Source organism: Verrucosispora sp. WMMA2044 (assembly GCF_027497155.1).
Lineage (GTDB): Bacteria > Actinomycetota > Actinomycetes > Mycobacteriales > Micromonosporaceae > Micromonospora > Micromonospora palythoicola.
The window spans coordinates 4,102,609-4,125,302 of the sequence record NZ_CP114913.1; the positions used below are offsets into that span (position 1 = coordinate 4,102,609).

The window sequence follows — 22,694 nt, forward strand, 5'->3', positions numbered from 1 at the left end:
GGCGCGGGCGGACACACACCCGCCGGAGGATTCGGTACGGTGCTGGCATGCAGGGCACGGTGGCGACCTTCGACGCGGCGACCCGCAGCGGACTGCTGCTGCTGGACGACGGCACCGAGCTGCCCTTCCCGCCCCGGGCGTTCGATGCCTCCGGGCTGCGCCTGCTCCGCCTCGGCCAGCGGGTCCGGGTGGAGACCGACGCCGCCGGCGACGTCGTACGCGTGACGCTGCCGACGATGTCCTGACAACCCGCCCCAAGTTCATTTTGCGTTAACCGAGTTCGGGTGATTATGGGCGGGTGAGCACCCCTCGCGAACACCCCGCCAGCCCCGCCGCCACCGACGACACCACCAGCCGCAACGGAGGTCGCCCCCGGGGGACCGACGGCCGGTTCCGCAGCGCTCGCCCAGCCCCCGAGGACGTCTCGGACAACGACTTGGCGGCGGCCTCCGCCGGCCTGGAGGAGGTGCTGGACCCGGTCTCGGAACCGGGGCTGCCGCAGCCCGCCGACGAGCCGCCGTCCGCCCACCCGCTGCCCGAGGACCGGTTCCTCAACCGGGAGCTGTCCTGGCTCGACTTCAACGCCCGGGTGCTCGCCCTGGCCGAGGACCCGCACACCCCGCTGCTGGAACGGGCCAAATTCCTCGCCATCTTCGCCAGCAACCTGGACGAGTTCTACATGGTGCGGGTGGCCGGGCTGAAGCGCCGGCTCTCCGCCGGCCTACCCGTGCGGGGCGGTGACGGACTGCCCCTGCGTACCCAACTCGCGCTGATCTCCGAGAAGGCCGCCGCGCTGGTGGCCCGGCAGGCCGCCTGCTACGTCGACGACCTGCTGCCCAAGCTCGCCGCCGAGGACATCCGGGTGCTGCGCTGGTCCGACCTCGGCGATGCCGAGCGGGAACGGCTGCGTACCTACTTCCGGGAGAAGATCTTCCCGGTGCTCACCCCGCTGGCGGTCGACCCGGCCCACCCGTTCCCGTACATCTCGGGCCGATCGCTCAACCTGGCCGTCGCGGTACGCGACCCGGACGGCGGGCCGGAGCTGTTCGCCCGGGTGAAGGTGCCCAACAACGTGCCCCGGTTCGTCCGGGTCGACCGGGACCGGCCCGGGGTCCGCATGCTGCCGGTGGAAGATCTCATCTCGGTGCACCTCGGTCAGCTCTTCTCCGGCATGCAGGTGGTCGAGTGCCACCTGTTCCGGGTCACCCGCAACGCCGAGGTGGAGGTCGACGAGGACCGGGACGAGGACCTGCTCCAGGCGCTGGAGCGGGAACTGGCCCGCCGCCGTTTCGGCCCGCCGGTACGTCTGGAGGTGGCCGCCTCCATCTCCGACCACATGCTGGAACTGCTCGTTCGGGAACTGGACATGGACACGCAGGACGTGCTGCGGGTCCGTGGCCTGCTGGATCTCTCCGCGCTGTGGCAGCTGTACGGCGAGGCCGACCGGCCCGACCTGAAGGACCCACCGTTCGTCCCGGCCACCCATCCCCGCCTGGCCGAGGGCGAGGTGCCGAGGAGTGTCTTCGCCACCCTGCGCGACGGCGACGTGCTGGTGCACCACCCGTACCACTCCTTCGCCACCAGCGTGCAACGGTTCATCGAGCAGGCCGCCGCCGATCCGAACGTGCTGGCGATCAAACAGACGCTCTACCGCACCAGCGGCGACTCGCCGATCGTGGACGCCCTCGTCGACGCCGCCGCCGCCGGCAAACAGGTGGTGGTGCTCGTCGAGGTGAAGGCCCGCTTCGACGAGGTGGCGAACATCGGCTGGGCCCGCACGCTGGAACGAGCCGGCTGCCACGTGGTGTACGGCCTGGTCGGTCTGAAGACCCACTGCAAGACCGCCCTGGTGGTACGCCAGGAGGGCAACCAGATCCGCCGCTACTGCCACATCGGCACCGGCAACTACCACCCGAAGACCGCCCGGCTCTACGAGGACTTCGGCATGCTCACCGCCGACCCGGAGATCGGCGCCGACCTGACCGACCTGTTCAACGTGCTCACCGGGTACAGCCGGCAGACCGCGTACCGGCGGCTGCTGGTGGCGCCACAGGGCATCCGCAGCGGGCTGATCGAGCGGATCGAACGGGAGATCAACCATGTCCGGTTGGGCATGCCGGGACTCGTCCAGTTCAAGGTGAACTCGCTCGTCGACGAGGAGATCACCGACGCGCTGTACCGGGCCTCCCAGGCCGGCGTGCACGTGGACCTGATCATCCGGGGGATGTGCACGCTGCGACCGGGGGTGCCCGGGCTGTCGGAGAACATCCGGGTGCACTCGATCCTCGGTCGCTTCCTGGAACACTCGCGGGTCTTCCGCTTCGGCAACAACGGCGACGCGGAGTTCTGGATCGGCTCCGCCGACCTGATGCACCGCAACCTGGACCGGCGGGTGGAGGCACTGGTCCAGGTCACCGACCCGGTGGCCCGGGCCGAGTTGGACCACGTGCTCGGTGCCGCGATGAGCCCGGACGTGGACGCGTTCGAGCTGGCCGGCGACGGCACCTGGAGCCGCCGTGCCGGCCGGCCGGAGGCACCGCTGAGCCACCTTCAGCACCTGCTGCTGCGTCGCGTCGGCAGCACGGCCGGTTGACCGGGTCGGAATAGGCTGGGCAGATGGTCGAGGAGGAACGGAAGTTCACGGTGGAGGCCGGGTGGCTGCTGCCCGACCTCTCCCCCGCCGTGCCGGCCTCGGGGAGCGTCCGGGCGCTGGCACCGGCGACCCTCGTGGCCACGTACCACGACACCGTCGACCTGCGGCTGGCCCGGGCGGGTGTCTCGCTGCGCTACCGCGAGGGCGACGAGGTGCCGTGGACGGTGAAGTTGCCGACCGGCAGCCCCGGCGTCCGCCACGAGATCTCCCGTTCCGGCCCGGCCGACGTGCTGCCGGCGGAGCTGGTCGAGCTGGTCACCGTGTTCCACCGGGGTGCCGCGCTGACCCCGGCGGCGGTGGTGCGTACCGTCCGGCACGCCCAGGAGATCGTCGACGAGGCCGGCCGGGTGCTGGCCGAGGTGGTGGACGACCAGGTCACCGTGCTCGACGCCGAGGGCGCCACCACCGGCGCCTTCCGCGAGGTGGAGGTGGAACGCAAGGCCGGTGACGGCGCTCTGCTCGACCGGCTCACCGAGTTGCTGCGCGACGCCGGTGCCCGGGGTGGCGACTTCACCCCCAAGCACGTACGCGCCCTCGGCCGGGCGGCCACCGCCGAACCGGACCTGGTCGCCCCGGACGAGTTGCCGGCCGATCCCAGTGCCGCGGCGGTGGTCACCGAGGCGGTACGCCGCGAGGTGGCCCGGTTGTTGGCGCACGACCCGCTGGTCCGGCTGCGCGCACCGGTCGGCGACGACGACACCGCCGTCCACCAGATGCGGGTGGCCTGCCGGCGGTTGCGCAGCGACCTGAAGACCTTCGGCCCGCTGGTCCGCCCCGCGTGGGCCCGGCCGCTGCGCACCGAGTTGAAGTGGCTGGCGGACGCCCTGGGGGCGGCCCGGGACGCGGAGGTGCTGCGGGAGCGGTTGCGCCGCACCGCCGCCGCCGACCCAGTCAGTCCGGTGGATCCGGCGGCGGTCGACCGGCTGGACGTCGTCCTCGCCGAATGGCAGGAGGAGGCGCTGACCCGGGTGGACGAGGCGCTGCGCGCACCGCGGTACCTCGCCCTGGTCGACGCGCTGGTGCTGGCGGCCCGGGCACCGCGACTCACGCCCCGGGCGGACGCGCCGGCCAAGCGGGTGCTGCCTCGACTCGTGGCCCGCCCGTGGCGACGGCTGGCCGGCACACCGAAGAAGCCGGGCGGCGTCGCGACGCTGCACCCGGCCGGGCCCGACGAGCAGTGGCACACCGTACGCAAGCAGGGCAAGCAGGCCCGCTCGGCGGTGACGGCGGTCGCGCCGGTGCTCGGCGGGGACGCGGCGAAGCTGGCCCGGGCACTGGCGAAGGTGCAGAACCTGCTCGGTGAGCACCAGGACGCGGCGGTGGCCGCCGAGACCTGGCGCGCGGTGGCCGAGGCTCGGCCCGACGACCACCAGTTGGCGATGACCGCGGGCCGGCTGTTGGAACGGGAGCGGGCGGCCGTACGACGAGCGCGGGCGGACTTCCCGTACGCCTGGCGGCGCGCCAGCCGGCGACGCCGGACCCGGTGGCTGGCGTGACCGCGATCCGGGCGGCCGGCGGGGTGGTGTGGCGTCCCGCCGGGGTGGACCACGTCGAGGTGTGCCTGGTGCACCGGCCCCGGTACGGGGACTGGACCCTGCCGAAGGGCAAGCTGGAGCCGGGCGAGCATCCGCTGCTCGCCGCGGCCCGGGAGGTCGCCGAGGAGGCCGACGCGCAGGCCGCGCCGCAACTGCGGCTGCCGTCGGTGCGCTACCTCAGCGAGGGTCGGCTCAAGGTGGTCGACTACTGGGCGATGCGGGCGGTGGGCACCGGCGGATTCCAGCCGGACACCGAGGTCGACGAGGTCCGTTGGTTGGCCGTCGACGACGCGATGACGCTGGTGAGCTATCCGCACGACGTGGAGGTGCTGGCCGCGTTCGCGGCGCTGCCGCCGGTCACCGCGGCCCTGGTGCTGGTGCGGCACGGCCACGCCGGTAAGCGGCTTACCTGGCCCGGCCCGGACACCGGGCGGCCGCTGGACGCCCGGGGCTGGTCCGAGGCGCAGGCGTTGGCACCGCTGATCGGGCTGATCCGCCCGGCCCGGCTGCTCTCCGCGTCACCGCGCCGGTGCGTGCAGACCCTCGATCCGGCGGCGGCGCTGCTGGACCTGCCGATCGAGATCTGCGGCGACCTGGACGAGCCGAACGCCGGCCAGCAGCCCGACGAGTGCGTACTGGCCGCCGCCGCACGCCTGGCCGCGCTGGCCGCCGCCGGGGAACCGGCGGCGGTGTGCAGCCAGGGAAAGGTGATTCCCGGCGCCCTGGAGCGGCTGGCGGGGCGGTGTGGTGACTGGGCCACCGGCAAGGGCGGCGGCTGGCTGCTCGCCTTCACCGGCGACCGTCTGGTCGCCGCCGACCGTCTCTGACCGGGTGCCGCACCCGTCAACGGTCGGGCAGGGTGAGGGTGACGGCGACCGGCAGGTGGTCGCTGGCGGTGCCCGGCACCGCGACCGCGTCGGCGGCGACCAGGTCGGGTGAGACGAGGACGTGGTCGATCTGCTCGCGCGGATCGTCCGCCGGGCTGGTCGGCAGCGGGCGGGCGGCGGCGAGCGCGTCGACCAGCCCGGCATCGGTGAACGCGGTGAACGCCGGGTCGCCCGGCTCGGTGTTGAGATCACCGGCGACCACCAGCGGCGCGCCGTCGGCGTACCCGGTGGCGAAGTCCGCGACGGCGCGGGCCTGCACCACCGGGTCCGCACCCGGCGGCGGTTGCAGGTGGGTGCTCACCACGGCCAGGCGTACGCCGGCGCTGAAATCGACCGTCACGCCGAGCGCCTGCGCCCCGGTGGGCGCGCCGACGGCGGGCAGCGCACGCGTTCGGGCCCGCTGCACCGGCCAGCGGCTGAGCACCGCGTCCCCCCACAGCGGGTCGGCGGCCGGCGCGAAGACGTACGGCATCCCCAGCCGGGCGGCGAGCAGGCCCAGCGTGTCGTGGCCACCGTTGAGCAGCCAGCCCCGGTCCACCTCGCTGAGCACCACCACGTCGGCCCGGCCGACCATCCGGTCCAGGGCGGTGAGGTCGAAGCGGCCGTCGAGGCCGAAACCCATCCGGATGTTGTACGCCACCACCCGCACCCGCTCCGGCGGCCCGGGCCGGTTGCTGGCCACCAGCCATGGCCCGTGCAGCCAGGCGGCGGCGAGGGCGACGACGGCGGCCAGCACCGCCAGCCGCCACGGGGGTAGCTCTGACGAACGGTCCGCCCGTGGTGGCCGGTGCCCGTCGGACGCGGCCGCGCCGCGCATCGCGACCACCCCGGTCAGGGCGGCCACCACGGCCGGTACCCACTGGTTGGGGTAGCCGAGGTCGTAGGCGGCGTAGTAGACGAGCGCGGCGACGGCGAAGACGAGCATCCCGCCCACCGCCGCGTACGCCGGTCCGGTGCCGCTTCGGCCGGTCGGCTGCGGCGTCGCTCCGCCGCTGGCCAGGGCGAGGCAGCCGCCCAACCCCGCCGCGCCGGCCAGGATGGCGACGGTGAGCAGCGTCGGCGGACCGTATCCGAACAGCAGCGCCCCGGCCACCAGCAGCACCGGCGGCAGCGCCCGCCAGCGCGGGTGCCACGGGGTCAGCGCCCCGAGCAGGAACAGCGGTGCCGCGGCACCAAGCGGCGCCAACGCGAACGGCGGCGGCGCGGCGGTGCCCGCCTCGCCGTACCAGTAGGACATCGCGCTGATCGCCACCGCGGGCGACAGCGCCACCATGTTGCCGAGCAGCAGGGCCGGACCGACGAGCAGCCAGCCCCGGCGGTTCGGCGACGGCCGGTCGTCGACCGGCCGGGCGGCGACACGGCCGGAGACCGTCTCGGCGGCCAGCAGCGCCGCCACCACCGTCACGCTCGCCACCCACGCCGGCCAGCGCTGCCACCACACCAGGTCGTACGTGCCGAGCAGCGCGTGACCCAGCGCGCTCGCGGTCATCCCCAGCACCAGCCCGGGCACCGGATACGCGACCCGGGCGGCGGTGGCGGCCAGCCAGACCAGACCGGCGAGCAGACCGGCGCTGGCCAGCCACAGTTGGGCCCGCCCGCCCGGCGCGGCGGTGAGCGACAGCCGGGCGGCACCGAGCACCAGCACTGCCGCGACCCCGACGGTGGCGGAGCCGACGCGCGCGACGAGGGCCGGCGCGACGAGCGCCAGCACGAACCAGCCGACCGCGAACGCGCCGAGCAGCTCGGCCGGGGTCGACGCGGCCTGACCGAAGATGGTGATGACCGACGGCAGGAAGACCCGCAGCACGTCGGTCAGGACGACAAGTCCCAAGGCCAGGGTGGCGGTGCCGAGACGGCGCTGACTCAACACGGTTCTCTTTCCGGCGAGGGGTGGTGCGGCGATTCTGCTGGCCGGGTCCCGGGCCGGTCAACGGTTCACCACCGTCGGGGTGGACCGTCGGAGGCAATGGCGAGGGCGCCCGCCGTGCCGGCGGGCGCCCTCGTCGTACGACCGGCTCAGCGCCGGGTCGCGGTCTTCCTGGCCGACGCCTTCTTCGCCGGCGCCTTCTTGGCCGTCGCGGTCTTGCGAGCCGCCGTCGCCTTGGTCGCCGCGGCGGTCTTCTTCGCCGGGGCGGCCTTCTTGGTGGCGGCCTTCTTGGCCGGAGCGGCCTTCGCGGTCGTCTTGGTCGCGGTGGTCTTCTTGGCCGCCGCGGTCTTGCTCGCCGCGGTCTTCTTGGCTGCGGTGCTCTTCGCCGCGGTCGTCTTCTTCGCCGCGGTCGCCTTGGCACCGGTGGTCTTGGCGGTGGCTCCGGCGGTCTTCTTCGCCGCAGCCGTGGCCTTCGGCACCTTGCCGCTGGCCACCATCTCCTTGAACCCGGCACCGGGGCGGAACGTCGGCACCGAGGTCTTCTTGACCTTCACCGCCTCCCCGGTACGCGGGTTGCGGGCTGTTCGTGCGCCCCGGACCCGCTTCTCGAACGCTCCGAAACCGGTGATCGCCACCTTCTCGCCCTTGGTGACCGCCGCCTGGACCTCAGCGAGGACCGCGTCTAGCGCGGCCGTCGCCGTTTTCCGGTCCCCCAGGCGAACGGCGAGCGCCTCGATGAGCTCGGCCTTGTTCACGACTTCCTCCTGATTGTGCAACTGACTCGACGCGAGCCATTCTGCGCGCACGGTATGCCCTGTGCTGGCGGGACACAAACATTCGGCGGAAAAAAGCCCTTGTGTCGTAACGGATTCGCCCCCACCGGTGGCACCGGTGGGGGCGAAATCGGCTGCGGATCGGGGCGTTCGGGCTACGCGACCCGGGGCAGGAAGGTCGGTCGGTCGGCCTCGAAGGCACTGATCCGGTCCTCGTGGCGGAGGGTGAGTCCAATGTCGTCCAAGCCCTCCATCAGCCGCCACCGGCTGAAGTCGTCGAGCGGGAACGACCAGGTAGCGGTGTCGACCCGCACCTCACGCGCGGTCAGGTCGACGACCACCGGGGTGGCCGGGTTCTCCTCGACCAGGCTCCAGATTTCTTCGACGGCTTTCAATTCCAGCTCTACCGGAAGCAGCCCTTCCTTGAGGGCGTTCCCGCGGAAGATGTCACCGAAGCGCGGTGAGATCACCACTCGGAAGCCGTAGTCACGCAACGCCCACACGGCGTGCTCCCGCGATGACCCGGTGCCGAACTCGGGACCGGCCACCAGAATCGACGCTCCCGAATAAGCTTGATCGTTGAGCACGAATGCCGGGTCCTCCCGCCACGCGCTGAACAGCCCGTCGGCGAAACCGGTACGGGTCACCCGCTTGAGGTACACGGCGGGGATGATCTGGTCAGTGTCCACGTCGGAGCGACGCAGCGGCAGGGCGGTGCCGGTGTGCACGGTGAACTTGTCCATGTCGCAGCCCTTCTACAGGTCGGCGGGAGCGGCCAGCCGGCCGACGACGGCGGTGGCGGCGGCCACCGGCGGGCTGACCAGGTGGGTACGCCCACCCCGGCCCTGGCGGCCCTCGAAGTTCCGGTTCGAGGTCGAGGCGGCGCGCTGCCCCGGCGAGAGCGTGTCCGGGTTCATGCCCAGACACATGGAGCAGCCGGCGAAGCGCCATTCGGCGCCGGCGTCGGTGAAGACCTTGTCCAGCCCCTCCGCCTCGGCGGCCTCGCGTACCGCGGCCGAGCCGGGTACCACGAGCATGCGTACCCCGTCAGCAACCCGATGGCCGCGCAGCACGTCGGCGGCGGCGCGGAGGTCCTCCAGGCGCCCGTTGGTGCACGAACCCACGAACACCACGTCGACGGCGAGGTCGCGCAACGCGGTGCCGGGGTTCAGGTCCATGTACGCCAGGGCGCGGCGGGCGGCGGCCCGCTCCGGCTCGGTGACGAACTCGTCCGGGTCCGGCACGACCGCACCCAGCGGCGCACCCTGCCCCGGGTTGGTGCCCCAGGTGACGAACGGCGTGATCTCGGTGGCGTCCAGGGTCACCTCGGAGTCGAAGGTCGCGCCCTCGTCGGTGGGCAGGGTCCGCCAGTAGGCGAGCGCCGCCTCCCAGTCGGCGCCGCTGGGGGCGTTCGGCCGCCCCTTCAGGTACGCGAAGGTCGTCTCGTCCGGCGCGATCATGCCGGCCTTGGCGCCCCACTCGATGGACATGTTGGCGATCGTCATCCGCCCTTCCATGGACAGCGCCCGGATCGCCTCGCCCCGGTACTCCACGATGTGCCCGCGTCCGCCGCCGGTACCGACCTTGGCGATCAGGGCGAGCACCAGGTCCTTGGCGGTGACACCGGGGCCGAGCCGGCCGTCGACGGTGACCGCCATCGTCTTCGGGCGAGCCTGCGGCAGCGTCTGGGTGGCCAGCACGTGCTCCACCTCACTGGTGCCGATGCCGAAGGCCAGGGCGCCGAACGCGCCGTGGGTGGCGGTGTGCGAGTCGCCGCAGACGATCGTCATGCCGGGCTGGGTGAGGCCGAGCTGCGGGCCGATGACGTGGACGATGCCCTGGTTGGCGTCGCCGAGCGGATGCAGCCGTACGCCGAACTCGGCGCAGTTGCGCCGCAGCGTCTCGATCTGGGTACGGGAGGTGGGGTCGGCGATGGTGAGCAGGTCGCCGCGACGCTGCTGGAACGAGGGATCGGCGTACCCGGTCGGGGTGTTGTGATCCTCGGTGGCCAGCGTGAGGTCGGTACGCCGCACCCGACGGCCGGCCATGCGCAGGCCGTCGAACGCCTGCGGGCTGGTCACCTCGTGCAGCAGGTGCAGGTCGATGAAGAGCAGATCGGGCTCACCATCAGCGGACCGGACGATGTGTGCGTCCCAGACCTTCTCGGCCAAGGTTCTCGGCTCTGGAGTGACTCCCACCATCTGGACATCCTAAATTCTGGGAGGTAAATTTCGGCTTGTGGGACACAGTATGAGCGGTGTCGGCGTTCTCGACAAGGCGGTGGTCATCCTGGCCGCCTGTGTCGACGGCGCCAGCCTTGCCGAACTTGTTGAACGCACGAAGCTGCCCCGAGCCACCGCGCACCGGCTGGCACAGGCGCTGGAGATCCACCGGATGCTGGTCCGGGACACCCAGGGTCGCTGGCGTCCCGGCCCACGCCTGGGCGAGTTGGCGAACGCGGCGCCGGATGTGCTGATGACCGCGGCCGAGCCACTGCTGGCCGCCCTGCGGGACGCCACCGGCGAGAGCGCCCAGCTCTACCTGCGTCGGGCGGACGAGCGGATCTGTGTGGCGGCCGCCGAGCGGGCCAGCGGGCTACGCGACACCGTGCCGGTCGGCTCGGTGCTGCCGATGACCGCCGGCTCGGCGGCGCAGATCCTGCTCGCCTGGGAGCCGCCGGAGGCGGTGATGCCGCTGCTGCCCCGGTCGAAGTTCACCGGCCGCACCCTCGCCGAGGTCCGCCGTCGAGGCTGGGCGCAGAGCGTCGCCGAACGCGAGGCAGGTGTGGCGAGCGTCTCGGCCCCGATCCGCGACCGCACCGGCCGAGTCATCGCGGCCATCTCCATCTCCGGCCCCATCGAGCGCCTAGGCCGCCGCCCCGGCGAACGCCACGCCATGGCCGTGGTCCGCGCCGGCCAACGCCTCTCCGGCCTCTGACCCCCCACCCACCCCACCCCCACCCCCGCTTCACCCGTTGATCATGAAGTTATTGTCACGCCACGCCGGACGGCCGGACAACAACTTCATGATCAACGCGGCGGAGCGGGCCGGGCGGAGGGGGAGATGGGAGATGGGGAAAGCCTGTCTCGGCGGGGGAGACGGGCTTTGGTGTGGTAGCCCCGACCGGATTCGAACCGGCGCTACCGCCTTGAGAGGGCGGCGTCCTGGGCCGCTAGACGACGGGGCCAGGCACTTTTCCAGTTCACCAGCCCTTGTGGGCGGTGCGGCAGTAGTCTAGCGGCGCCGCCGCCGAGTGCCGCACAGGGGTGGCGAGTGGGTGGCCCAGCCGACCGGACCCCAGTGCGGGGAGTCGGCGCGCGGGCCCGATCCACGGGCGACAGCTGCGGTAAAGCAAACGGCTCGTTCCGCAGCAGCGGAACGAGCCGTGAACATCTGTAGCCCCGACCGGATTCGAACCGGCGCTACCGCCTTGAGAGGGCGGCGTCCTGGGCCGCTAGACGACGGGGCCAGAACACATCGCGGCACCACCCTTTCGGGCGGTGCCGCCGAACTCTACCAGACCCCGCCACCGGAGCCCCTCGCGGTGCCTCGGTGCCGAACTCCACCAGAATCCAGCGGCCTCGATTCGTGACGAATCTCGGCTGCGCTGGGGTACCAGGACTCGAACCTAGACTAACTGAACCAGAATCAGTCGGGCTGCCAATTACCCCATACCCCATTGGCCCCTTGCGGCGCCGGGAACAAACTCTACCCTCCCGGCACCGACAGGCCAAATCGACTTCCCCAAACCACTCCTGAGCTGCCAAAACGGCGATCAGGTCGCCGACACCACCGGGTTCGTCAGCTCGCCGATCCCCTCGATCCGGACGCTCACCGTATCCCCGTCCGTGAGCGGGCTAACCCCTGCCGGCGTACCGGTCAACACGACGTCGCCGGGCAGCAACGTCATCACGTGTGACACATACGACACGAGGGCCGGCGCGTCGAAGACCATGTCGCCGGTGCGGCCGAGTTGCCGCACCTCCATCTCCTCCGGATCGCGACCGACCTCGCAGCGGATCTCCAGGTCGGTGACGTCCAGCCCGGTGGTGATCCACGGCCCGATCGGGCAGAACGAGTCGAACCCCTTCGCCCGGGTCCACTGGCTGTCGGACCGCTGAAGATCCCGGGCGGTGACGTCGTTGGCGCAGGTGTAGCCGAAGATGGCCCGTTCCGCGGCGGCGCGGTCGGCCCGGCGGGCGCCGGGTGCGCCGATCACCACCGCCAACTCGGCCTCGTGCTCGACCTGCTTGCTGAACTCCGGTAGCCGGATCGCGTCCCGGGGACCGATCACCGAGGTCGAGGGCTTCAGGAACAACAGCGGCTCCTTCGGCACCTCGGCGCCGTGTTCGGCGGCGTGCTCGGCGTAGTTACGGCCGACGCAGACCACCTTGCTGGGCAGGATCGGCGAGAGCAGCCGGACGTCGGACAACGCCCAGCGGACCCCGCTGAACGTGATCTGGCCGAACGGGTGGCCGGAGATCTCGGCGATGGTGAGCCCCTGGGGCCCCGCCTCCGGCTCCCCCTCGACGACACCGAACGACATTCCCTTGGCATGAGCAAAACGAGCGATACGCACCAGGCCAACTGTAGTGCGGCCGGCGCACGGTCGGCGCAGCTTACCCGCGCCGCGCACCGTCCGGGCCGGATTCACCGCTTCGTACCCACCCGGCGCGCGCCCGCACCTAGCGTCGGCTGCGGAGGTTCGTTCGTATGCCTGCATCGACACGACACCACAGGACCCTCGCGGCGATCGTGCACTGCGTCGGTCTGCTGACCGCCCTGCCGGTGCTGCCGACCGCCACCGCTCCGCAAGCTCCGGCGGTCACCGCCCGGCACGCTCCGACGGCCGGGCTCACGCCGGCGGCGGCCGCACCTGAGCCCAGCATGCCGGCGGCACCACCGGCGGTACCGACGCCCACCCGGGTGGTCTCGCCGGCCGCCAGGCCGGAGGTGAGCGTACGGATCGCGCCGGAGCAGAGCAGTGCGCCCGGGTACCGGATCGAGGTCCGTAACGCCGGCAGCACCCCGGTGGAGACGACTGTGCGTCAGGAGTTGCCCCAGGGGGTCTCGGCGACCGCGGTGAGCGACGGTGGTCGGGTGCTACGCCCCGGCGGTTCGGCGGCGACCGAGGTGACCTGGCGGCTGAGGCTGGCGCCGGAGAGCACCACCACACTTGGCACCACGCTCACCACGACCGGCTCCCGACAGCCGGTGACCGCTCCGACGTGCGCCTTCGCCAGCGACGGCCGACAGCCGTACGACTGTGCCAGCGCCACCTGGACGGCGCCGGGGATGGCGGCGTCGCAGTCGCCGGAAGCCACGGGCTGGCGCCGCCAGACACCCGCGCTGGTGGCCGCCGGCGCCGCGCTGCTGGTGCTGGGCGTGGTGGGCCTGCTCACCTGGCGACGCCGCCGACGGCCGGTCGCCGCGGCACTGGCCTCGGACGGGCCAGGCACCATCTACCCACGCCCGGCCGCGCCCCGGCCGCCGGCCCGGCGCCGCAAGCCGCCGGTGTGGGTCGTGGTGCCGGTGGCCGCGATCGTGCTGGCCGGGACGCTGGGCGCCGCCGCGTGGTCGGCCACCCGCCGGGTCACCGCGATCGACACGGACAGCCAGCCGACCAGCGGCGCCTGGACCGGCACCGGGGTCAGTGGCGCCTTGGGGATGCCGCTACGCGAGGACGCCTTCGAGTTCACCGTCTACCGGATGAGCTGCGAACCGGGCCGGGGCGCGCGGCAGTGTCAGGCGACCGTCGGGGTCCGCAACCTCACCCGGGAGCACCAGAGCTGGCACGGCAAGCTGCAACGGGCGTACCTGGCCGACGGCAACTGGGTCACCACCGACGAGCCGGCCACCCGCCGGGCGAACCAGGGACGCGACGTGTTCGCCGACCCGCTGGCCGCCGGCAGCCGGGTGGTGCTGCCGCTGGTCTTCACCATCACCGGGCGTGAGGCGCCGCAGCGGCTGGAGCTGCGCAGCGGGGTCTTCTCCGCTGGTGTCCGCGTCGACGTGCCCTGACCCGCTACCGGACGGCGGTCGTACCCTTGGCTCCGTGAGCACCGTTCCCGCCTCCCTCGTCGGTGGTGTCGACGGCGGACGACCGGCCAGCCTGCCGGCCACCGCCTGGCGGCCCCTGCTGGCGGGGCACGAGCGACGCGCGGATTCGCTCACCGCGGGACACCGGGCCCGCCGGGCCGCCGGGGCACGCCACGCCATCGACGACTTCCTGTACGACTACTACGGCACCCGACCGTCGGTGCTACGCCGCTGGCACCCGGGCGTCGGTGTCCGTCTGGAAGCCGGTCCGGACGGTCCGGCGCCGCAGCACCGGTGGCGCTGGTACGCGACGGACGCCGACGGCTCGGTACGCCTCGACGTCGACGCGTTCCTGACCGACCGGGGCGACTCGGTGCGCTTCATCCACCGACTGCTGACCGCGATCGCGTCCCGACCGGCGTTCACCGGCTGCTTCGGGCTGCACGAGTGGGCGATGGTGTACCGCCAGGCTGAGCACCGGCACCCGCTGCCCCTTCGACTCGGTCAGCGGGGCACCGACGCGGTGGTCGAATCGCACCAGATCCGGTGCACGCACTTCGACGCGTACCGGTTCTTCACCCCCGACGCGGTCGAACTCAACCATCTCCGACCGACCCGGGCCGGTCAGGTTGACCTCGACCAGCCCGGCTGTCTGCACGCCTCGATGGACTGCCACAAGTGGGCCACCAAGCTGGGTCCCGCCGTTCCCGGTGCGCTGGCGCTCGACTGCTTCGAGCTGGCCGGCGAGATCCGGCTGCTCGACATGCGGGCGTCGCCGTACGACTTCTCCTCCTACGGTGAGCCGCCGGTGGCGATCGAGACGCCGGAGGGCAAGGCCGAGTACGTGGCGCGGCAACGCGAGTTCGCGCAGCGGGCCGGTCGGCTGCGGGCCCGGCTGATCGAGGTGTGCTCGGCGCTGCTCGACTGCGGTTGACGGGGCTACTCGCCGTCCACCCGACGGTCGCGCTTGCGCTGCCCCCGACGCTTCTTCTCGGCCAGCCGCCGCTCCTTGGCCGCCCGCGACGGGCGGGTCGGACGACGCGGTGGCGGTGGCGGGGCGACCGCCTCGCGCAGCAACGACACCAGGCGTTCCCGCGCCGCCTCACGGTTGGCCAACTGGGCCCGGTGCTCGCTGGCCGCGATCGTCAGCACGCCGTCGACCAGCCGTCCGGCGAGCCGGTCCAGCGCCCGGGTACGCAGCGACTCGGGGATGCTCAGTGAGCCGGCCAGGTCGAAGCTCAGCTCGACCCGGGAATCGGCGGTGTTGACGCCCTGTCCGCCCGGTCCGGACGATCGGGAGAACCGCTCCCGCAGTTCGGCGGCGGAAACCACCCACCGGTCGGTCACCCGCAGTCCGTCGTCCACGCCCTGAGGCTAGCGCGGGGTCCGCAGCGCCTTCGCGCCAACGCCGCGAGCGCACATCCGGCTCGGCGATCCGGTGGTCAGCGGTCGGGCCGCTCGTCGGCGGTGCTGCTCGGCGTCGGCGTCGACGGTGCCGGATCGTCACCGCCGCCGGTGGCGGCGTACGCGACCGCTCCGATCAGGAGCAGGGCGATGACGCCGACCTTCGTGGTGACGACTTTGATCAGCATCCAGGCTGCGCGACGCGCCCCGGGCACGGTCTTCTTCGCCGCCTGGTAGTCGTTCCAGCCCCGTCGGGCGCGCGCGTACGACGACCCGACGCCACTTCCGATGATGAGGCCCACCAGCAGGAGGGCCGCGATGAGAGGACGCTCCACCCACGCCAGTATTCATACCGAGCGTAATATTTCCATTCTCCGATCATCGGGCGCCGGAATCCGACAGTTGCCCCGATCTCCCCGTAATCGGACAGTCACTCTCAGCAATCAGCCACCTTTTCCGATGATCGTGTCGGCGGTCTGCTGCACCTGCTCGATCGGGATGGCGAACCCGATGCCGATGGAGCCGTTGCCGTCGATCGTCGCGATCGCGGTGTTCACCCCGACCACCTCGCCCCGGGCGTTGACCAGGGGTCCCCCTGAGTTGCCGGGGTTGATGGAGGCATCGGTCTGCACCGCACGGTGCCGGTTGTCACCGAGGCGCACCTGCCGGTCCAGCGCGCTGACGATGCCCGCGGTGACGGTGCCGGGCAGCCCCAGTGGCGATCCGACGGCCAGCACCGGTTCGCCGACCCGGGTCGCACCCGGCTTGGCCAACGGCAGCGACGTCAGGTTGGCCGACGACGGCACCTTGAGCACCGCGAGATCACTGTCCGGCTCCCGGCCGACCACCTCCGCCGCGTACCGCCGGCCGTCCGGCAGTTCGACGGTCACCGGCCCGCCACGGCCTCTGGCGATGATGTGGTCGTTGGTGATGATGTGTTGTTCGGAGTCCACCGCGAAGCCGGAACCGCTCGCCGAACCCCCCGCCGCCCCACCCACCAGCACCGACACCACACCGGGCACGGTCTTCTCGGCAGCGGTCACCAGCTCGGCCGGCACCGGGGCGGCGGACGCGGCGGCCGGCCCCGGGATGCCGTCGCGACCGGCCACCCAGCCACCGGCGACCGCTCCCGAACCGGCGGAAATCGCGATCATCGCCAACCCGGCGAGCAGCCGGCGCCGCCAGCCGCCCAGCAACCGCTCCCGCTCCCGCGCCGCCGGGTCCGTCCCGCCCCGCCCGTCCGGGTCGAGGTCGGGCGAGACGAACCAGGGTCCACGCGGCTCACCCAGTCCGGTCTGCACTGCCATACGTACGCTCCTCACGTGTGTGGCCTCGGCTGCGGCCGCCGTCGCGGATCGGACGGTCGGAACTCAGGGCAGGCGGGAGAACCAGCGCATCGAGCCGGCCGCCGCGCCCATCGCGAAGACCAGCCCGAGCCCGATGAACCGGGCCGAGACGTCCTGCCGCACCGTGCGCCAACCCACCGAGCTGCCGATGTCGTCGTAGACGGCCCGCAGTTCGGCGCTCGTACCCGCCTCGTGGAAGCCGCCCCCGGTCTGCTCGGCCACAGCCCGCAGCGTCTCCCCGTCCACCGGCACCTGGATCGGTCGCCCGCCCCGGTCGACGAAGCCACCCGGCGTACCGAACGAGATGCTGTGCACCGGCACGTCGAGGGCCACCGCCTCGGCGGCGGCGTCCACCGGATCCATGCCCGAGGTGTTCGCCCCGTCGGAGAGCAGGATGATCCGGGCCGGTGGTGGCTCGGTCGAGGCCTTGTCGTCGAGCGCCTTCACCGCACCCAGCGAGGTGCTGATCGCCTCGCCGATCGCGGTGCCCTGCACCCCCGTCGCGCCCTCGGCCAGCCGCTCGATCCCGTCGTGCAGCGCTTCCCGGTCGGTGCCCGGTGGCACCAGTACCGCCGCACTACCGGCGAACGCGACGAGTCCCACGTTGAACTCGCGGGGCAGACCGTCGGCGAAGCGCCGAGCGGCGCTCTTGGCCGCGCTGAGCCGGTCCGGCTCGACGTCGCCGGCGAGCATCGAGGTGGAGACGTCCACCGCCACCATCACGGTGGCGCGTTCCCGGGGCACCCGGACCTCGGCGGTGGGTCGGGCGAAGCCGACCACGAGCAGGGCCAGCATGGCCAGGAAGAGGCCGGCCGGCAGGTGCCGACGCCAGGTCGGGCGCCGGGGCGCCACCCGGTCGAGCAGCCGCAGGTTGGTGAAGCGGACCGCGTACCGGGTGCGGCGCCGCTGCGCCACCAGGTACGCCGCCGCCAGTGCGAGCACGCCGAGCAACAGCCAGAGCCGCACAGGTGACTGCCAGATCACGCCGTACCTCCCCGGTGCGACGTGGCCGCGGCGGCGACCAGCCGGCGTTGCGCGTGCACGTGCCGGACGATGTCGACGGTCCAGTCCCGGTCGGTGCGTAGCGCCAGATGGGTCGCACCGGCCCGGCGCAGCGCGTCCCGGACCTGCTCACGTTGGGCGGCAGCCGCCGCCGCGTAGCGCTCGCGCAGGTGTCGGTCGCCGGTCCACACCTCGCGGTGTTCACCGGTCTCCGGGTCGACCAGGGTGATCAGACCGACGTCCGGCAGTTCCAGCTCACGAGGGTCGGTCACCTCGACCGCGAGCACCTGGTGGCGAACCGTGAGCTGACGTAGCGCACGCTCCCAGCGGGCCGGGCACCGTGGGTCGTCGGGCAGGCCGTCGAGGAAGTCGGAGACCACCACCACCAGACCACGCCGGTGGGCGACCCGGCGCACCTCGGCCAGCGCGTCGGGCAGCGCGTCGGGCAGCCCGGCGACGGGCGCGGCCCGGGGCCCGACGTCCGGGTCGTCGCCGGCCCGGGGCGCGGCCAGCAACGCACGCAGCAGCCCGAGCAGGTGGGTACGCCCACCCCGGGCCGGCACCCGGTGCAGCCCGTACGGTGTGAGCACCTGCGCGCCGAGCCGGTTGCCGGGCCCGGCGGTGAGGAAGCCGATGGTCGCGACCGCGGCGACGGCCAGTTCCCGCTTGTCCAACTCGGCGGTGCCGTACTCCATGCTGGGGCTGGCGTCGACGAGCAGCCAGGTGGTCAGCTCCCGGTCGGCGTCCACCTCCCGTACGTGCGGCACGGCGGTGCGGGCCGTCACCGACCAGTCCATCCGGCGCACCTCGTCCTCACCCGGCCGGTACTCGCGGCTGCCCGCCGGTTCGCTGCCGGGACCGGGCAGCAGACCGTGCCGCTCGCCGTGCAGCAGGCCGTCGAGACGTCGGGTCACCGTGAGTTCCAGCCGCCGCAACCGCTGGCCGGGGGTGAGATCGGTGAGCACCGGGTCCGCCGCCACCGGCGGCACGGGGTTCCGGCGGCCCATCAGGCGACTGCCAGGTCGGTCGCGTACGCCTGCCTGGCGGTGGCCACCCGGGGCGGCGGTACCGCCTCGACCAGCCGGTGGACCACCCAGTCGGCGCTCATTCCGTCGGCGACCGCGTCGAAGGAGAGCACCAGCCGGTGGGCCAGGACGTCCGCCGCGAGTTCCCGGACGTCGTCGGGCAGGACGTAGCCGCGTCCCCGGAGCAGGGCCTGGGCCCGAGCGGCCGAGACCAGCCCGAGGGTGGCGCGCGGGCTGGCACCGTAGGCCAGCAGCCCGGCCATCTCCGGCAACCCGAACCGGCCGGGATCACGGGTGGCGAGGATGAGCCGGACCACGTACTCGGCGATGGCGTGATGGACGAAGACCTGCCTGGCCTGACGCTGGAACTCGCGCAGCCGCTCCGGGTCGAGCACCCGGTGCGCCCGGGGGCGGTCGGCGCTCATCCGGTAGAGGATGGCCAACTCGTCGGCGACGTCCGGGTAGTCGACGATGATCTTCATGAGGAAGCGGTCCCGCTGCGCCTCCGGCAGCTGGTAGACCCCTTCCGACTCGATGGGATTCTGGGTGGCCAGCACCAGGAACGGCTCCGGTACCGGGTGGCTGCGTCCGCCGATCGACACCTGACGCTCGGCCATTGCCTCCAGCAGCGCCGACTGCACCTTGGCCGGTGCGCGGTTGATCTCGTCCGCCAGCACCAGGTTCGCCATCACCGGGCCCAGCTCGACGTCGAAACTCTCCTTCGAGGCGCGGTAGATCCGGGTGCCGACGATGTCGGAGGGGACGAGGTCGGGGGTGAACTGGATGCGGGAGAAGCTGCCGCCGACCACCGTCGCGAGGGTCTGCGCGGCGAGCGTCTTGGCCACTCCCGGTACGCCCTCCAGCAGGCAGTGCCCGTCGGCGAGCAGCGCGACCAGGAGGCGTTCGACGAGCCGGTCCTGCCCGACGATCACGCGTTTGACCTCGAAGAGCGTCTGGTCCAACTCCGCCGCGGTCGCGTCCGGATCGGCCGGGCTGGGCAGGCTGGCCATGGTGTCCGAGATGTCCGTCACGGTGCTTGCTTCCCGAGCCGACCGGCGGACAAACGTCGGAATTTCCGGCCCTGCGCCGCCCAGACCACGTGATCGGCACCCTTACCGGACAGTGGGCAGGAGGGGCTCCCTCCCACGCGGCACCGGCCTCCGTCGTGGGACGGAGGCCGGCGACAGTGGACGGATCAGCGGTGCACGAGGAGGTAGAACGGCAGGTCGGCGGGGGTGCCGGCGGAGTCACGGGTCTGGACGAAGACCGCGTTCGGGGTGAGCAGCCGCCGCGCGACGGAGATCTCACCGGCGGGCGGGATGCAGCACGAGTCCGGCCGCCCGATCGTCGCGACGTAGATGCCGTTCGTGACGTTGCTGCCGAACTGCACCTCGTACTCGCCGACGCCGTACTTGATGACGACGCCGGCACCGCGGGCCTTGGTGCCGTTGGCGTTGACCGCCGTGGCGTAGAAGCCGCTGACGGCCTGGGTGCTCATCCCGTCCCCCTTGGCGAGGGTGGCCTTCGCGCTGTTCAGTGAGGCGGTGGTGACGGCCGGCTGCTGGGCGCTGCGGGCGGTGGGCTGGGCGGATCCGCTGGTCGGCTTCGCCGCGGCGATTCCGCCGCCGGCCAGTGCGAGCGCCAGGGCCGCGATCGCCACCGCAGCCGTCTTACGTCGGAATAATCTGGTCATGACGGGTCTCCCTTTTCAGGCGTGGAGATACGGCCGACCCGTGACACACGGGGCGGTTGTTGCCTTTTCGAGTCGGGCGGCAATGAGCGATCACCGCCTGCGCACCCCATCCGGGAGCGCACCCGCGGACGCATCCAACCCACCCATTAACATGCACTCTGAGCTGGTGATTCCTTGCCTGAGCGCGACCTCCCGAGCAGCTGAAACGTAGCACTGAAAAATGCCGGGGGTCAATAGCGACAATGCCGTCGGCGAGTTGTCGGATCAACGCCAGCAATTGCGAAAGTGAAGCCGTGAACAATTCATGAAATCGTTCCCGGGAACCGATTTCTGGGATCTTCGTCGAGCCGCCGTACGGGATCCGGTCGGGCCGGGTGTTCGTGGCCGGACGGTGCACACCGGGCGAGGTTCAGTAGCCTGCCTGACGTGGAGATCACCATCGGCCACCGGATCTGGCGGCCGTCCCGGGTCGGCCTGCTCTGCTGGTTGGCCGTCGCGCCCGGCGTCGGGTGGGTGCTGGTCCGGTCGATCGGTCTGGACCGGGGACCACTGGTGCAGGCGTTGGCCTTCACGCCGTACGTGACGATCGGCAGCCTGGTCCCGCTGGTCCTCGCGCTCGCCCTGCGCCGCCGGGCCCCGGCGATCGTCGCGGCGCTGACCACCCTCGCCCTGGTCGCGCTGGTGGCACCGCGCGCCCTGCCCGCGCCGCAGCCGGACGCTGCCGGACCGACCGTACGGGTGCTCACCGCCAACCTGCTCGCCGGTGCCGCCGATCCGGCGGCGGTGGTGGAGGTGGTCCGCGCCCGGCAGGTCGACCTGCTGCTCGTGCAGGAGTTGACCCCGACGGCCCAGGCCGAGCTGGATCGGCTCGGCCTCGACATGGTGCTGGTGCACCGGCAGCTCAACCCGATCGTCGGCACCCCGGGCTCCGGCCTGTACGCCCGACACCCGCTCAGCGACGGTGGCGTCCGCCAGCTACGCGGCGCCTGGGGCTTCACCCAGGCGTACGCGACCGTCACGGTGCCCGGCGCACCCCCGGTACGCGTCGAGTCGGCGCACCCGGCGGCTCCGTACGCGGTCGACCAGGTGGAGTTCTGGCGTGACGACCTGGCGGCCCAGCCGGCGGCCACCCCCGACGGACCGCTGAGCATCCTCGCCGGGGACTTCAACGCCACCCTCGACCACGGTCCGCTGCGAACCCTGCTCGACACCGGCTACGTGGACGCCGCCGCCTCGGTCGGCGCCGGGCTCACCGGCACCTGGGGACCGTACGACGGTGATTTCATCCCGCCCGTGGTGATCGACCACGTGCTGGTGGACCGGCGCATCGACGTACGGGACGTGACGGTCCACCCGCTACCCGGCAGCGACCACCGCATGGTCTTCGCCGAACTACGCCTGCCGGCGCAGCGCTGACCGATTCGCCGGGTGGTCGCCCACGGCCTGGCGAGCGGCAGGCCGAATGCTCACTCAAAACGATGGTCAACTGATGAGAGGGTGATGAGAGCTCTCGCCATACTCCGGTCGTCCCCTAGTCACAGGAGCAACAATGAGCGTTTTCCAACCTGATCTTGCAGGTCAGGGACGGTGTGCGTAGCCCGGTGATCGATGAGGGCGAGGCTCCAGGTAAGACAGCAAATCGACCAAAACCCGATGCCCCAACACGGGAGCCTCGCCTGTGCTGTCTTACCCGTCCACGATCTCGTTGTCCAGCCGGACGCTGAACCACCTCGCTGACCGTATCCGCAGCCACCGCAACCAGCGTCGATCCAGGTGGCGACGCCTCGACGCGGGACGGCAAGCACTGCTCGCTCTGGCTCACCTGCGCAACGGTGATACCTACACCCGCCTGGCTGCCGGGTTCGCCGTCGGCGTGAGTACCGCATGGCGGTACGTGCAGGAAGCTGTAGCCCTGCTCGCGTCGACCGCCGATGACCTGGCCACCGCCATGGACCGGATCCGCCGGCTGGCGTACGCGATCCTGGACGGCACCCTGATTCCGATCGACCGGGTTGCCGACCAGAGGCCGTACTACTCCGGAAAACATAAGCGCCACGGCGTGAACGTGCAGGTCATCACCGACGCGGCTGGCCGCCTCGTCTGGGCTTCGCCGGCACTACCCGGCTCGTTCCACGACCTGACCGCAGCCCGGACCCACGGCATCATCGAGGCGCTGACCAGCTCTGATGTGATGACCTTCGCGGACAAGGGCTATCAGGGAGCCGGCGGGAGCGTGCACACGCCGTTCAAGCGGCGCCGCTTCCGGCCCAAGCTGTCACGCCGGCAGAAGGCCGTGAACCGCGCCCACGCGAAGATCCGCGCCCGCGGCGAACGGGCGATCGCCACGCTTAAGACCTGGAAGGTCCTGGCCAAGCTGCGTTGCTGCCCACGACGAGCGACCACGATCGTGCAGGCCATCCTCGTTCTCCACCACGTCGACGCCAACCGCTACGCAGGATGAAAAGGGCTC

The 22,694-nt window shown here is 72.1% G+C and carries 21 protein-coding genes and 3 tRNA genes; 9 read left to right on the forward strand and 15 right to left on the reverse strand.

All coding sequences use genetic code 11. From position 1 onward, the window contains the following. Nucleotides 1-47 precede the first annotated feature (47 nt). Genes O3597_RS18660 through O3597_RS18675 form a run of 4 tightly spaced genes read left to right on the forward strand, consistent with a single transcriptional unit; the run spans nt 48 to nt 5,015 of the window. A complete protein-coding gene (locus O3597_RS18660) occupies nt 48-245 on the forward strand; it encodes a cold-shock protein (RefSeq protein WP_281601890.1) in 198 nt (65 codons plus the stop codon). A 53-nt stretch (nt 246-298) separates the two neighbouring features. Next, nucleotides 299-2,593, forward strand: coding sequence for an RNA degradosome polyphosphate kinase (locus O3597_RS18665; protein WP_281601891.1), 2,295 nt, complete (start codon nt 299-301; stop codon nt 2,591-2,593). Nucleotides 2,594-2,616: 23 nt separating this feature from the next. Beyond that, on the forward strand, nt 2,617-4,149 hold the full coding sequence (locus tag O3597_RS18670) for a CYTH and CHAD domain-containing protein (protein ID WP_281601892.1): 1,533 nt from the start codon (nt 2,617-2,619) through the stop codon (nt 4,147-4,149). Then, nucleotides 4,137-5,015, forward strand: coding sequence for an NUDIX hydrolase (locus O3597_RS18675; protein ID WP_281601893.1), 879 nt, complete (start codon nt 4,137-4,139; stop codon nt 5,013-5,015). The genes O3597_RS18670 and O3597_RS18675 overlap by 13 nt, the downstream gene beginning before the upstream one ends. 16 nt (nt 5,016-5,031) lie before the next feature. On the opposite strand, the gene O3597_RS18680 is transcribed toward O3597_RS18675, so the two are convergent. From O3597_RS18680 to leuC, 4 genes are all read right to left on the reverse strand, one after another. After that, entirely contained in the window at nt 5,032-6,945 is a 1,914-nt protein-coding gene (locus O3597_RS18680) for an endonuclease/exonuclease/phosphatase family protein (RefSeq protein ID WP_281601894.1), read from the reverse strand. Between the two features lie 146 nt (nt 6,946-7,091). Continuing rightward, nucleotides 7,092-7,697 carry an HU family DNA-binding protein gene (locus O3597_RS18685; RefSeq protein ID WP_164445747.1) on the reverse strand — a complete coding sequence of 202 codons (606 nt, stop codon included), beginning with the start codon at nt 7,695-7,697 and terminating at the stop codon, nt 7,092-7,094. 173 nt (nt 7,698-7,870) lie between these two features. Then, nucleotides 7,871-8,458 (reverse strand): 3-isopropylmalate dehydratase small subunit, encoded by a 588-nt coding sequence (leuD, locus tag O3597_RS18690; protein WP_164445748.1) that lies wholly within the window; start codon nt 8,456-8,458, stop codon nt 7,871-7,873. Between the two features lie 12 nt (nt 8,459-8,470). After that, nucleotides 8,471-9,916 carry a 3-isopropylmalate dehydratase large subunit gene (leuC, locus tag O3597_RS18695; RefSeq protein ID WP_164445749.1) on the reverse strand — a complete coding sequence of 482 codons (1,446 nt, stop codon included), beginning with the start codon at nt 9,914-9,916 and terminating at the stop codon, nt 8,471-8,473. A 49-nt stretch (nt 9,917-9,965) separates the two neighbouring features. Here leuC and O3597_RS18700 point away from each other — a divergent pair, with 49 nt between their 5' ends. Further along, entirely contained in the window at nt 9,966-10,652 is a 687-nt protein-coding gene (locus tag O3597_RS18700) for an IclR family transcriptional regulator (protein WP_281601896.1), read from the forward strand. 174 nt (nt 10,653-10,826) lie between these two features. On the opposite strand, the gene O3597_RS18705 is transcribed toward O3597_RS18700, so the two are convergent. The 4 genes from O3597_RS18705 to O3597_RS18720 form a co-directional block, all read right to left on the reverse strand. Then, nucleotides 10,827-10,902: transfer RNA gene (locus O3597_RS18705), tRNA-Glu, on the reverse strand. A 209-nt stretch (nt 10,903-11,111) separates the two neighbouring features. Then, nucleotides 11,112-11,184, reverse strand: a tRNA-Glu gene (locus tag O3597_RS18710). Between the two features lie 138 nt (nt 11,185-11,322). Next, nucleotides 11,323-11,394 (reverse strand) — tRNA-Gln (locus O3597_RS18715). A gap of 96 nt (nt 11,395-11,490) precedes the next feature. After that, on the reverse strand, nt 11,491-12,294 hold the full coding sequence (locus O3597_RS18720) for a fumarylacetoacetate hydrolase family protein (RefSeq protein WP_210830059.1): 804 nt from the start codon (nt 12,292-12,294) through the stop codon (nt 11,491-11,493). Nucleotides 12,295-12,428: 134 nt separating this feature from the next. Here O3597_RS18720 and O3597_RS18725 point away from each other — a divergent pair, with 134 nt between their 5' ends. Together O3597_RS18725 and O3597_RS18730 are read left to right on the forward strand one after the other, a co-directional pair. Continuing rightward, entirely contained in the window at nt 12,429-13,736 is a 1,308-nt protein-coding gene (locus tag O3597_RS18725; RefSeq protein ID WP_281601897.1) for a hypothetical protein, read from the forward strand. A gap of 34 nt (nt 13,737-13,770) precedes the next feature. Beyond that, nucleotides 13,771-14,688, forward strand: a complete 918-nt coding sequence (locus tag O3597_RS18730; protein ID WP_281601898.1) for a 3-methyladenine DNA glycosylase — start codon at nt 13,771-13,773, stop codon at nt 14,686-14,688. Nucleotides 14,689-14,693: 5 nt separating this feature from the next. Here O3597_RS18730 and arfB read toward each other — a convergent pair whose 3' ends face one another. The 7 genes from arfB to O3597_RS18765 form a co-directional block, all read right to left on the reverse strand. Beyond that, nucleotides 14,694-15,119: an alternative ribosome rescue aminoacyl-tRNA hydrolase ArfB gene (gene arfB / locus O3597_RS18735; RefSeq protein ID WP_281601899.1), complete on the reverse strand. Its 426-nt coding sequence runs from the start codon at nt 15,117-15,119 to the stop codon at nt 14,694-14,696. 77 nt (nt 15,120-15,196) lie between these two features. Continuing rightward, nucleotides 15,197-15,493, reverse strand: a complete 297-nt coding sequence (locus O3597_RS18740; protein ID WP_164445753.1) for a hypothetical protein — start codon at nt 15,491-15,493, stop codon at nt 15,197-15,199. Between the two features lie 108 nt (nt 15,494-15,601). After that, entirely contained in the window at nt 15,602-16,465 is an 864-nt protein-coding gene (locus O3597_RS18745) for a trypsin-like peptidase domain-containing protein (protein WP_164445754.1), read from the reverse strand. Between the two features lie 63 nt (nt 16,466-16,528). Further along, complete coding sequence (locus O3597_RS18750) at nt 16,529-17,488, reverse strand: VWA domain-containing protein (RefSeq protein ID WP_281601900.1); 960 nt, start codon at nt 17,486-17,488, stop codon at nt 16,529-16,531. Further along, the gene (locus tag O3597_RS18755) at nt 17,485-18,513 is read right to left on the reverse strand and encodes a DUF58 domain-containing protein (RefSeq protein WP_164445756.1); all 1,029 of its coding nucleotides are present in this window, start codon (nt 18,511-18,513) and stop codon (nt 17,485-17,487) included. The genes O3597_RS18750 and O3597_RS18755 overlap by 4 nt, the downstream gene beginning before the upstream one ends. Beyond that, nucleotides 18,513-19,562 carry a MoxR family ATPase gene (locus O3597_RS18760; RefSeq protein WP_281601901.1) on the reverse strand — a complete coding sequence of 350 codons (1,050 nt, stop codon included), beginning with the start codon at nt 19,560-19,562 and terminating at the stop codon, nt 18,513-18,515. The genes O3597_RS18755 and O3597_RS18760 overlap by 1 nt, the downstream gene beginning before the upstream one ends. Before the next feature lie 164 nt (nt 19,563-19,726). After that, a complete protein-coding gene (locus tag O3597_RS18765) occupies nt 19,727-20,224 on the reverse strand; it encodes a hypothetical protein (RefSeq protein ID WP_164445758.1) in 498 nt (165 codons plus the stop codon). A gap of 474 nt (nt 20,225-20,698) precedes the next feature. Here O3597_RS18765 and O3597_RS18770 point away from each other — a divergent pair, with 474 nt between their 5' ends. Then, on the forward strand, nt 20,699-21,640 hold the full coding sequence (locus tag O3597_RS18770; protein ID WP_281604585.1) for an endonuclease/exonuclease/phosphatase family protein: 942 nt from the start codon (nt 20,699-20,701) through the stop codon (nt 21,638-21,640). Nucleotides 21,641-21,902: 262 nt separating this feature from the next. Further along, nucleotides 21,903-22,685 (forward strand): transposase family protein, encoded by a 783-nt coding sequence (locus O3597_RS18775; RefSeq protein ID WP_164446258.1) that lies wholly within the window; start codon nt 21,903-21,905, stop codon nt 22,683-22,685. The last annotated feature ends 9 nt before the right edge of the window (nt 22,686-22,694 follow it).

Excerpts from the sequence above, each read along its gene's own strand:
- O3597_RS18670 (WP_281601892.1), top strand. The coding sequence starts at position 2,617 with ATGGTCGAGGAGGAACGGAAGTTCACGGTGGAGGCCGGGTGGCTGCTG.
- leuC (WP_164445749.1), bottom strand. The coding sequence starts at position 9,916 with ATGGTGGGAGTCACTCCAGAGCCGAGAACCTTGGCCGAGAAGGTCTGG.
- O3597_RS18660 (WP_281601890.1), top strand. The coding sequence starts at position 48 with ATGCAGGGCACGGTGGCGACCTTCGACGCGGCGACCCGCAGCGGACTG.
- O3597_RS18725 (WP_281601897.1), top strand. The coding sequence starts at position 12,429 with ATGCCTGCATCGACACGACACCACAGGACCCTCGCGGCGATCGTGCAC.
- O3597_RS18755 (WP_164445756.1), bottom strand. The coding sequence starts at position 18,513 with ATGGGCCGCCGGAACCCCGTGCCGCCGGTGGCGGCGGACCCGGTGCTC.
- O3597_RS18765 (WP_164445758.1), bottom strand. The coding sequence starts at position 20,224 with ATGACCAGATTATTCCGACGTAAGACGGCTGCGGTGGCGATCGCGGCC.
- leuD (WP_164445748.1), bottom strand. The coding sequence starts at position 8,458 with ATGGACAAGTTCACCGTGCACACCGGCACCGCCCTGCCGCTGCGTCGC.
- O3597_RS18745 (WP_164445754.1), bottom strand. The coding sequence starts at position 16,465 with ATGGCAGTGCAGACCGGACTGGGTGAGCCGCGTGGACCCTGGTTCGTC.
- O3597_RS18700 (WP_281601896.1), top strand. The coding sequence starts at position 9,966 with ATGAGCGGTGTCGGCGTTCTCGACAAGGCGGTGGTCATCCTGGCCGCC.